This window comes from Ruegeria sp. CDSA079 (assembly GCF_059612245.1).
Map to the genome: position 1 here is coordinate 38,296 of NZ_JBXWQF010000026.1, position 11,049 is coordinate 49,344.

The 11,049-nt window shown below is 57.4% G+C and carries 11 protein-coding genes; 3 read left to right on the forward strand and 8 right to left on the reverse strand.

Annotation, left to right across the window (positions count from 1 at the left end):
* Positions 1 to 166 precede the first annotated feature (166 nt).
* The gene (locus tag AC2FJZ_RS19885) at positions 167 to 1,795 is read left to right on the forward strand and encodes an acyl-CoA synthetase (protein ID WP_496779802.1); all 1,629 of its coding nucleotides are present in this window, start codon (positions 167 to 169) and stop codon (positions 1,793 to 1,795) included.
* On the opposite strand, the gene AC2FJZ_RS19890 is transcribed toward AC2FJZ_RS19885, so the two are convergent.
* The 8 genes from AC2FJZ_RS19890 to hmgA form a co-directional block, all read right to left on the reverse strand.
* On the reverse strand, positions 1,792 to 2,127 hold the full coding sequence (locus tag AC2FJZ_RS19890) for a DOPA 4,5-dioxygenase family protein (RefSeq protein ID WP_496670897.1): 336 nt from the start codon (positions 2,125 to 2,127) through the stop codon (positions 1,792 to 1,794). The two genes, AC2FJZ_RS19885 and AC2FJZ_RS19890, sit on opposite strands and share 4 nt — an antisense overlap.
* Before the next feature lie 88 nt (positions 2,128 to 2,215).
* Positions 2,216 to 2,851 (reverse strand): maleylacetoacetate isomerase, encoded by a 636-nt coding sequence (gene maiA, locus AC2FJZ_RS19895; RefSeq protein WP_496779804.1) that lies wholly within the window; start codon positions 2,849 to 2,851, stop codon positions 2,216 to 2,218.
* A gap of 11 nt (positions 2,852 to 2,862) precedes the next feature.
* Complete coding sequence (locus AC2FJZ_RS19900) at positions 2,863 to 3,060, reverse strand: DUF2783 domain-containing protein (protein ID WP_496779806.1); 198 nt, start codon at positions 3,058 to 3,060, stop codon at positions 2,863 to 2,865.
* A gap of 5 nt (positions 3,061 to 3,065) precedes the next feature.
* A complete protein-coding gene (locus tag AC2FJZ_RS19905; RefSeq protein ID WP_496779807.1) occupies positions 3,066 to 4,676 on the reverse strand; it encodes an FAD-dependent oxidoreductase in 1,611 nt (536 codons plus the stop codon).
* 133 nt (positions 4,677 to 4,809) lie between these two features.
* Positions 4,810 to 5,760 carry an MBL fold metallo-hydrolase gene (locus tag AC2FJZ_RS19910; protein WP_039541551.1) on the reverse strand — a complete coding sequence of 317 codons (951 nt, stop codon included), beginning with the start codon at positions 5,758 to 5,760 and terminating at the stop codon, positions 4,810 to 4,812.
* A gap of 10 nt (positions 5,761 to 5,770) precedes the next feature.
* On the reverse strand, positions 5,771 to 7,027 hold the full coding sequence (gene fahA, locus AC2FJZ_RS19915; RefSeq protein WP_496779809.1) for a fumarylacetoacetase: 1,257 nt from the start codon (positions 7,025 to 7,027) through the stop codon (positions 5,771 to 5,773).
* 21 nt (positions 7,028 to 7,048) lie between these two features.
* Complete coding sequence (locus AC2FJZ_RS19920) at positions 7,049 to 7,672, reverse strand: LysE family translocator (protein WP_496779811.1); 624 nt, start codon at positions 7,670 to 7,672, stop codon at positions 7,049 to 7,051.
* The gene (hmgA, locus tag AC2FJZ_RS19925; RefSeq protein WP_496779812.1) at positions 7,669 to 9,024 is read right to left on the reverse strand and encodes a homogentisate 1,2-dioxygenase; all 1,356 of its coding nucleotides are present in this window, start codon (positions 9,022 to 9,024) and stop codon (positions 7,669 to 7,671) included. Before hmgA ends, AC2FJZ_RS19920 begins: the two co-directional genes overlap by 4 nt.
* Before the next feature lie 183 nt (positions 9,025 to 9,207).
* Here hmgA and AC2FJZ_RS19930 point away from each other — a divergent pair, with 183 nt between their 5' ends.
* Positions 9,208 to 9,534, forward strand: a complete 327-nt coding sequence (locus AC2FJZ_RS19930; protein ID WP_496670917.1) for a MarR family winged helix-turn-helix transcriptional regulator — start codon at positions 9,208 to 9,210, stop codon at positions 9,532 to 9,534.
* A 60-nt stretch (positions 9,535 to 9,594) separates the two neighbouring features.
* Positions 9,595 to 10,845 (forward strand): adenylate/guanylate cyclase domain-containing protein, encoded by a 1,251-nt coding sequence (locus AC2FJZ_RS19935; RefSeq protein WP_496779814.1) that lies wholly within the window; start codon positions 9,595 to 9,597, stop codon positions 10,843 to 10,845.
* Positions 10,846 to 11,049: the final 204 nt, after the last annotated feature.

Genomic DNA, 11,049 nt, shown 5'->3' on the forward strand with positions numbered 1-11,049 from the left:
CCCCAGCCATTGTTTAAGATGCTTCAGATCACCGCGAAAGGCCCTCTGTAAGTAGGGCCAGATCACATCATCCCGTATTGCCAGAAGCAATCGTATTACTACGGATTTGTCAGGGCACCAAGTTTATGCTCAAGTCGCGCGGACTGTGATTTGGGAGGATCAGCGGATGACAGCCACAAACATCTACGAGCGTCATTTGGATAAAAGCCGGGCCAACTACACGCCTTTGTCGCCGCTGACCTTCCTTGAACGAACGGCTCAGGTCTATCCGGATTACCCTTCGGTGGTGTACGGGGACCGCCGGTATACCTGGGCTGAAACCTATGCCCGGTGCCGACGTTTGGCAGGCGCGTTGAGCGCGCGAGGTATCGGGAAAGGCGATACCGTTTCAATTATCGCAGCAAACATTCCCGAGATGTATGAGGCACATTTTGGCGTACCAATGTCTGGCGCTGTTCTGAACGCCATCAACACACGTCTGGATGCACCGATTGTTGCCTTCATCCTGAAGCACGCCGAGTCCAAGGCGCTGCTGGTTGATCCGGAATTCTCTGGCGTAGTGAAAGACGCGTTGGAGCAGGTCGACCATGATATCCTGATCATAGACATTGAAGACCCCGGCTTTGAGGGCGGTGAAAAGCTGGGCAGCCTGACGTACGACGCGCTGCTGAACGAGGGCGCCCCGGAATTCAAATGGTCTCTGCCAGAGGATGAGTGGGACGCAATTACGCTGAATTATACTTCGGGCACCACAGGCAACCCGAAAGGGGTTGTGTATCATCACCGTGGCGCCACCCTGAACGCGCAGTCGGATTTGCTGGATTGGGACATGCCCAAACACTCGGTTTATCTGTGGACTCTGCCGATGTTCCATTGCAATGGCTGGTGCTTCCCTTGGGCCATGGCAGCCAATGCAGGCGTGTCCGTGTGTTTGCGCGCCGTACGGGCCGAGCCGATCTATGCGGCATTCCGCGATGAGAAAGTCACCCATTTCTGCGGTGCGCCCATCGTTTTGAACATGCTGGCCCATGCGCCGGATGAACTGAAAGACTTCGATCACCAGATCAAGGTGATGACGGCAGGTGCCCCGCCGCCTGCCGCTGTGATCGAAGCGATGGAGGCGATGGGCGTCGAGGTCACCCACGTCTATGGCCTGACCGAGACCTATGGGCCTTCAGTTGTTTGCGCCTGGAAAGACGAATGGAATGAGAAAGGGCCGGAAGACCGCGCTGCTCTGAAGGTGCGTCAGGGCGTTCGGTATACGGCACTGTCTGGCCTGATGGTGGCCGATCCCGAAACCATGGAACCCGTGCCGTCGGATGGCGAGACCATGGGTGAGATCTTTATGCAAGGTAACGTGGTGATGAAAGGGTATCTCAAGAACCCCGATGCCACAGATGATGCCTTTAAAGGAGGCTGGTTTGCATCCGGTGATCTGGGTGTCATGCACCCTGACGGCTATATCGCGCTGAAGGACCGCTCAAAGGACATCATCATCTCAGGCGGCGAGAATATTTCGTCTGTCGAGGTGGAGGGTATCCTTTACAAACACCCGGCGGTGATGGAGGCAGCTGTGGTTGCACGCCCTGATGAGAAGTGGGGCGAAACCCCATGTGCCTTTGTTGAGCTAAAGCCCGATGCCACTGTGACCGAAGCAGAGCTGATTGCCTTCTGTCGGGATAACATGGCCCATTTTAAAGCGCCCAAGAGCGTGGTGTTCGGCACTTTGCCGAAAACATCGACTGGCAAGGTGCAGAAATTTGTTCTGCGGGATCAGGCGCGGGCGCTGGGTTAAAGCTTGTCGAAGATCGAGAGGTCCAGATCCAGCATCTCACCCATCCAGATTGCCCGATCACGGTGATCTTCCAGATGCTCACCGGTTTCAGGGTGGGTGAAAACAGTCAGGCCTTGCCGGTTCAGCATCAGCCATGGCATGACCTGATCAAACGCACCAGCGGCAAAGCCAAGCTGGCAGCTCCAGCGCGGGTGAGGGCCGACGTTGCGGGTATGCATACGCCCCATCTGAACCGGAAACAGCCGTGCGGCCTCGTCACAGACCTGTTGCGCCGTATCCTGTGTATCGGCATCGAAATAAACATGGGCGTGGTAGCCAGTGATCTCGGGCATGGAAACCTCTTTGCATTGATGGAACAAAGCTATGACCGATCAGGCTGGACGCCTAGTCGCACAGGCACACAGAGACTGTGCGACGTTATTAGGGCGCGTGCGCGTCAGGATGCGCCGCGACAAAGGCCGGATGATCGGCGCAGGCCGCCTCGACCCCAAGAAGGCGGGGCATGTCCGACAGATCAACCTGCCAGCGTCGCGCGTTGTAGACTTGCGGGATCAGGCAGATGTCCGCAAGACCAGGTCGCTTTCCAACACAGTAGGGCGCTTGTTCGAACTCGCCCAACATGGTCTCGAAGGCCTGCAAGCCAGGCCGGATGAAGTGCCGCATCCACCCGCCGGGCATATCGGTTGCATCTTTGCCTAGGGACGTCGCGTGACGAGCAACAGACAGGTTGCAGACCGGGTGAATGTCCACCGCAATCGCATATGCCAGCGCCTGCGCGCGCGCGCGCTCTGCCGCGTCTTCGGGCAATAGGTTTAGCTGGCGCGTGCGGTCCAGATAGTCGAGGATTGCCAAGGACTGCGTCAGTCGTAGCCCATCGATATCCAGAACTGGCACAAAGCCTTGTGGATTTCGCGCGATATGTTCATCACCTCTGTGTTCGCCGCCCACCAGATCGACAACAACTGCGTCATAGTCGATTCCGGCCAGATTCAGGGCGATCCGCACCCGATAGCTGGCCGAGGACCGCCAATAGTCAAAAAGAACGGTTTTGCTCACACTGAGTCCCGTCAATTTTTGGTCAAAGCGGCTGCGCGAATGGCGTCTGATAACACCGTGCCGTCGCCGATGTGATTGGCCAGAACCAACACCAGTCTGGCGTTCAGCGCGTCGCTGTCGGGTTTTTCGAGCCCTTCATGAGCGGCCAGAAGGTTGGCGTAAAAATCATCGGCATTGTCGAGATTGGGGGTTAGGATCAGGTCTGACATTGCGCTTACTCCTTACCACAGGCTCTGCGGATTGCATGACGGAAACTGTTTTCTTGATAGCTGTCCCGTCGTGCTGCCACGTGTTGATCCGGGCGGATCAGATACACTGCGCTGGTTGCATCACCCAGGTAACGGCGTTTGAGAGCCAGCGTCAGGTCGTCTTTGACTGACAGTGCCAGCCGCGTGACCTCAACCCCATCCTCTTCGAGCGTGTCAGGGGCATCGGCATCGATGGTCAGCAAGGTGAACTTGCCTGCCAGCTTGGGCAGCAGGAATTCATCGCCCAGCGGTGCGTCCGGGCAGGCCGATCCCGGGCGTGTGCAGGCCGGGCCGTCCAGCGCATCGGCCGAGTTCAGCGAGGACCCGTCATAAGTGCAGGGTTGGCTCAACCGGCCCGAGTTTACCAGCGGGCGGGCGAACTCGTACTGTTCGCTCAAGTCCAGAACCGCATCCCGCATGACCCGCGATATCTCGGATTTTGGAGTGATGAAATCGGTGGATCGGCTGGATTTTTGAATATTCTCGTCGGCCCCGTGCACACGTTCCGCGTTGTAACTGTCCAGCAGGCTTTCGGGGGCTTTGCCATCCAGCACCAGCTTCAGCTTCCAGCACAGGTTGTCAGTGTCTTGCAGGCCGGAATTCGCCCCGCGCGCGCCAAAGGGGCTGACCTGATGTGCGCTGTCACCAGCAAACAGAACACGGCCTTTGCGGAAGCTTTCCATGCGTCGACACTGGAAGGTATAAATCGAAACCCATTCCAGCTGAAACTCAACGTCGTCGCCCAGCATCGCCTTGAGGCGGGGGATCACATTCTCGGGGCGCTTTTCGCGTTCCTTGTCGATGTCCCAACCCAGTTGCAGGTCGATGCGCCAGACATTGTCGGGCTGTTTGTGCAACAACGCGGATTGCCCGCGATTGAATGGCGGATCGAACCAGAACCAGCGTTCCGAGGGGAAATCCGCATCCATGATAACATCCGCGATCAGGAAGTTGTCTTCGAATACACGCCCTTCGAAATCGATGCCCAGCATCCGCCGGGTGGGTGAGGTGGCTCCGTCGCAGGCGATCAACCACTCGGCTTCAACCGTATAGGGGCCTTCGGGGGATTCGACCTCCAGCCGAACGTGATCCTCGTGAGTTCCGATTGCATCAACCTTGTTACGCCCGCGGATCTCGATCGGGGCACCTTCTGCCTGCAACTCGCGAACCCGTTGAACGAAGTAATCTTCAAAGTGGTATTGCTGCAGGTTGATGAAGGCCGGGTTGGCATAGCCCTCATCCGGTTGCAGGTTGAAGTCATAGACTTGACGATCATCGAAAAAGACCTTGCCACGGTCCCACAATACGCCTTTGTCGACCAATCGGCGCCCACATCCCAGGCGGTCAGCAATTTCCAAAGTGCGTTGAGAAAAACAGATGGCGCGGCTGCCGAAGCTGACCTTGTCGTTCTCGTCCAGAACCACAACTTCGATCCCTTGTTGGGCCAGATCAATGGCTGCGGCCAAACCAACCGGACCGGCACCAATCACGATGACCTTGCGCCTGACGGGCGTTGGGTTGTCCTGATCCGGGCTGCGTTCATAGCCGTAAAGCGGCGTTTCAAAGATCTTGTTCATGGGCTCCCCCCAAACAAATGCACCAATGTGCTGCATATCCTGTCCCCCGGCGACAGGCGCCGGAGGCCTTGGCTTATGGTTTCATCGAATCCCGCCGCAAAAAACGATCTGGATCAAACTCAGCCGTTTTTTGTCAGCCTTGCAGGGCTTCCCACATTTCAAGGTCGCGCTGGGCGGTCCAGATGCGGGGCGTGTCGATGCCGCGCGCCTCGTCATAGGCGCGGGCCACGTTGAACGGCAGGCAGTGTTCGTAGATCGCGTAGTCAGCAAATTTGGGGTCGCATTCGGCGCGCACGGCGTCCCAGGCTTCTTTCAGGCTGCCACCGCGTGCCGCAACTTTGGCCGCCGGGCGATAGGTGCTTTCGACGAAATCGCGAGTATTCTCGATGGCGGCATTCACCATGTCTTTGCCGACCAGCGCATCCCCACGACCCGGTGCGATGGCGTCGACATCAAACCACTTGATTTCGTCCAGCGTGTCGCCCCAGTCGCTGAAATGCCCGTCGCCGCAATAGCAGGCCGAGTGGTATTCGACGATGTCACCCGTGAACATCACGTTCTGATCCGGCACATGAATTACGATATCACCGGCGGTGTGCGCGCGGCCCAGATGCATCAGGTCGATCCGGCGGTTGCCCAGATAAACGGTCATCGTATCGCTGAACGTGGTGGTGGGCCAGGTCAGGCCGGGGATGCTCTCGTGCCCTTCGAACAGGCGCGGAAAGCGTTGGAATTCGCTGTCCCAGTCTTCTTGCCCGCGTTCCACAACCATGGCGCGCGCCATGTCCGACATCAGGATCTGTTGTGCACCAAACGCGCTTGCGCCCAGAACGCGAACGGCGTGGTAATGGGTCAGGGCTACATGGGTGATCGGTTTGTCCGTGACCGACCGGACGCATTCGATCACCTTGTTCGCCAGACGCGGGGTCGCCTGAGCTTCCACGATCATCACGCTGTCATCCCCGATGATGACGCCCGAGTTCGGGTCGCCCTCGGCGGTAAAGGCATAGAGACCTTCGCCCACTTCGGTGAATGAGATTTTCTTTTCCGACATGTCCCCCTGGGACGCGAATGCTTTGGCCATGGTGGTTTCCTTATCGTGAATAGGGGTTTTCAAGAGCGGGCAAAACTGTGCCACCGCAGTCGCCGAAGCCGATTGTGTAGCCGTCACCTTTAGCGTTGCCGGTCAGAGTCAGGGTATCACCGTCTTCGATGAAACTGCGGGTTTCGCCAGTGCCGAGCGTCAGCGGTTCCTTTCCGCCCCAGCTCAGTTCCAGCAGCGACCCGCGTTCTGGCTTGGTCGGGCCCGAGATGGTGCCGGACCCCAACAGATCGCCGGTGTTCATCGGACAACCCGATGTCGAATGATGCGCCAGCTGCTGTGCTGCCGAGTAATACATCTGGTTGTAATTGGTGTTGGCGATGGTGGTCGACGACTGACCTTCGGGGGCCATGGTGATGGCGAGATCGATGTCATAAAGCATCGGGCCGCAGTCTTTCAGGTGATCCAGCAGCTCAAACTCTCGGGCGGGCGTGTCACAGCGGAAAGGTTCGAGTGCGGCTTTGGTCACGATCCAGGGGCTGATCGAGGTTGCTGTGGCCTTGGCCTGGAAGGGACCTAGCGGCTGGTATTCCCAGGCTTGAATGTCACGTGCGGACCAGTCGTTCAGCAGGACGTAGCCGAAAATGTTGTCGTCGGCTTCCTGCACCGTGATCGGGCCATCCGAAGGGGTGCCAACGATTGCTCCCATTTCAAGCTCGATGTCAAAACGGCGGCTGGGCAGGAAGGCGGGCAGGTCTTGGTCAGGCGACTTCAGCTGACCCCAAGGGCGGCGAATATCTGTGCCCGACACAACAACCGACGACGCGCGGCCGTTGTAACCGATTGGAATATGCAGCCAGTTCGGTGGTAATGCGTTTTCCGGTCCGCGGAACATGGTGCCCACGTTGAAAGCATGGTTTCGACCGGCATAGAAATCGGTGTATTCGCTGACCGCGAACGGCAGGTGCATCTCGGCGTCGTCTTGTTTGACAAGCAGCGGTTCAACCTTGCTCTGCTCTTCCGAGTCTTCAGCCAGCAGGCTGATCAACCGCTGGCGCAGGGCGGTCCAGACGGCTGGGCCTTCCTCCATGAGGGGGTTCCAGAAGGGCATGTCGAACAGTGGCTCATCGCTTAGGGTGATCAACCCTTCGGCTTCGGCGGTGGTGACGTCGAGGATCATGTCGCCAATGGCCACGCCACACCGGGGATCATCGCCCTCGGTCGAGAATACGCCATAAGGCAGATTGTTCAGTGGGAACGGATGTGTCGCGCCATTGGCCGACGTCACCCAGGATGTCATTAGAGGCATACGATGTCCCTGTTTTATTGGTTAAGTTGAGGAGCGAAGGGATTTCAGACCCAACAAGATAGCAGCCAGGATCATGAAGCTGCCGCCAATTCGATCTAGCCACAGCTTTGCCGGGCCTTGCAAGTGGCGGGCCAGCCAACTTGCGCTGCCGCCATTTGCAGTCAGCAACATCCCGTCCATGACCAGATAGGTCGCCGATAGAATGGCAAATTGAGGCCAGAAAGGCAGCGTTCCATCGAGGAACAGCGGAAACAGCGCTGCAAAAAAGACCACGGCCTTGGGATTAGCGGCAGAAGTTAAGAAACCTTGCAACCAAAGCGCCTTGCGGCTGGATTTTGGCGCGGTCTGCGTGGCAGACACGCGCGCCTTCAGGATTTGTTTGACCCCAAGGTAAACCAGATAGGTGACACCAAGCCATTTGATGACAGTCAACGCATTTGCGGATGTAGCGATCAGAGCGGCCAGGCCAAGCCCCGCCGCCAGCATCTGCAGAAAGTTCGCCGTCAGATCTCCGGCAGCTGTGAACAGCCCGCGCCGAAGCCCGTTGGTCGCCGAGTTTGACAACATCAGCAATTGGCTGGGTCCCGGTGTGCTCATCAGAAACAGGACAGTTGCCACATAGGTGAACCAGAGGTCCAAGTTCATTTCTTACCCGGCGTTCCGTCGAACTTCTTTTCAAGCGAGGTCCAGCAGTCGATATAGTCGTCCTGAAGCGGTGCTTCATTGGCGGCAAACGGGGTCAGGTGCTGGGGGAAGCGGGTTTCGAACATGAACGACATTGTCTTGTCCAGCTTGTCCGGCCCCAGGTTGGAGTATGACGCCTTGTCGAAGGCCTCCCTGTCGGGTCCATGCGGGATCATCATGTTGTGCAGACTTGTGCCGCCGGGCACGAAGCCCTGCGGTTTCGCGTCGTACTGGCCGTAGATGTTACCCATCAGCTCGGACATGATGTTCTTGTGATACCACGGCGGGCGGAACGTGTCTTCCATAACCATCCAGCGTTCGCGGAACAGAACAAAGTCGATATTGGCCGTGCCGGGCTGCCCAGACGGAGCTGTCAGAACCGTGAAAATCGACGGGTCGGGATGGTCGAACAGAATCGCGCCAACCGGGCAGTAATTGCGCAGGTCATATTTGTAGGGCGCATAGTTGCCGTGCCACGCGACCACATCCAGAGGACTGTGACCGATCTTGGTGGTGTGGAACTGACCGCACCATTTGATTGTCACGGTCGAGGGTGCCTCGCGGTCCTCGAACGCCGCCACCGGTGCCTTGAAATCGCGCGGGTTGGCCATGCAGTTTGCACCAATCGGCCCACGGCCCGGCAGTTCGAACTTTTGCCCGTAGTTTTCGCAGACAAAACCCCGTGCAGGGCCTTCCAGAACCTCAACCCGGTACAGCAGGCCGCGAGGAATGATCGCGATTTCCTTGGGTTCCAGATCGATGATGCCCAGCTCGGTCGCGAAGCGCAACCGGCCTTCCTGTGGAACAACCAGAAGCTCGGAATCGGCCGAGAAGAAATAGTCATCGACCATGGATTCCGTGGCCAGATAGATATGGCAGGCCATGCCCACCTGCGTGTTTACATCCCCCGCAGTCGTCATGGTCCGCATCCCGGTCATCCAGTTCAGACCTTCATCGGAATGCGGGACGGGATCCCAGCGATACTGGCCCAGGCTGATCACATCAGGGTCGATGCACGGGGCGGACTTCCAATACGGGATATCGATTTTTTCGTAGCGATGTGAGTGCTTTACGGATGGGCGAATGCGATAGCACCAGGTGCGCTCGGGCGGGTTCGCGGTAAAGGCGGTACCGCTCAGCTGCTCTCCGTAAAGACCGTAGTTGCACCGCTGTGGGCTGTTCATCCCCTGCGGAAGGGCGTCGGGCAGGGCTTCGGTTTCAAAGTCGTTTCCAAAGCCGGGCATATAACCGGCATGTGTGCCGACCGGCGTTGCAGCCTGTGTCAGCATGTGCGGATTACTCGGACGATTCATGGTGTTTTCCTCCGTTTGCTGCTTGTCGAGTAATAGTTGATTTTGTAACTAACAAGCATGTCACACGAACAATCCGAAAAAAATGATGACTTTGATCTGCAAAATTTTCTGCCCTTCCTCTTGAACCAGGCGTCAGAACGGGCATCGTTGGAGTTTCAGAGCGTCTATAAAGGCCGTTACGGGATGCTCAGAACCGAATGGCGGGTGCTGTTCCATCTCGGGCTTTTTGGCGAGATGACCGCCAAGGATATCGGTGAACGCGCCAAAATGCACAAAACCAAAATCAGCCGGGCGGTCGCCAAGTTGGAGCAACGCAGGTACCTGAAACGTACCCGGGATGAGGCCGATCGGCGGGCGGAATGGCTGGCGCTGACACCGGCGGGACAAACAGTGTATCGTGACTTACGCAGTGTGGCCGCAAATTACGACGCCAGACTATCAAGCTTGTTTAATGAGGAAGAGGCTGCGCTGCTGCGACACATGCTGCAGCGGTTGGCCGGACTGGATTGACGACTGGTAAATGGGCCATGCCGCCCCCAGATGTATCCCATGCTTGATACGGATTTTAGAATGATGTCATTTGAACCTGCTTCATCCTCGACCAATGACCTGATCAACTGGCTGGTCGATAAGGGGCTTGAGGGTGCTGGGCAGGAAGAATTGCTCGAAGGTTTTTGTACCAGCCTCGTGGATATGGGCATTCCTTTGATGAGATTTCACGCGGCGCAATCGGCCCTGCATCCTGTCTACGGTGGAACCGGCTATAGCTGGTATAACGGTTCGGGTGGAGAATCCGAGAGATTCGAAAACACGGATACGCCCAGCGAAGTCTGGCAACAAAGCCCGCTTTATGCCCTGCTGCATGAGGATCTGGACGAGATTCGGGTCAAATTGGTAGAGCAGAACGAACCAAGTCGTTTTCCATTGCTGAATGACCTACGTGAAATCGGAGCAACCGACTATTATGCGACCGGGCTTTCCTACGAAGGAGCAGGCTCGGTTTCCCCAAAGGGGTCTAAAAAGATTGGCGATGGCGTCTTGATGTCCTGGACCAGCGATGCCCCCACTGGTTTCGAAGATAATGACCTGAGCCGGATCAACAGCGTGCTGCCGCATCTGGGACTGGCGCTCAAATCCGCCAAGAACCAGAACCTGACAAAGGATTTGATGCGGGTTTACCTCGGCCGCGATGCCGGCCGCCGGGTTCTTTCGGGTGAGATCCGGCGCGGGTCCTTGCAGCAAATCGATGCAGTGATCTGGAATTTTGACCTCGAAGGCTTCACCACCTTGTCCGAGGACCTGCCGGGGAACGAGATCATCGACATGCTGAATGATTATCTGGCCGTGGCCGTCGGTGTGGTGCATGACAGGGGCGGTAACATCCTGAAATTCATGGGCGACGGGCTGATGGCGATGTTCGATGTCGGTGAGATAGACGAGGACGCCCGCGCCGCGCTCGGCGCCGTACCCCTTCTCCAAGCCCGCATGGATGACTTGAACACCAAACGTCAGGCCGAAGGCTTGCCGGTTGCGAACTTCACATTGGCGCTTCACTCGGGCGAGATTCTCTATGGCAATATCGGGTCCAAGACGCGGCTGGACTTCACGGTGATCGGTCCGGCCGTCAACCAGGCCGCCCGCATTGCCGGAATGCACCGGTCGCTGGGTCAGAGAATCCTGATCTCGGACGATGTCGCCCGCGCCGCGTCGCCCTGCGCGCAAGAGCTCGTCTCGGTCGGTCGCTACATGCTGCGCGGTGTGCACGAACCGAAAGAGTTATTCACGGTGTACAGCCCGGGCGGGCCATCAGTAACTGATTGAAACTGAAGCTATTCCGTTCACCGGTTTCGAAGCTGAAAGACCAGATGGAAGGTCTTGCTTCCGCTGAACATGAGCGGTGGGTTTGCCCGGATGTTTGGGTATGGTGTGGATTTAAGTCAATAGCTGGTTTGAGCCTATTTTGTTGAAAAACTCGGGCTTGATCGGTTGGTAAGTTGCTGATTCAATTCTTCCTAAAGGGAGGGA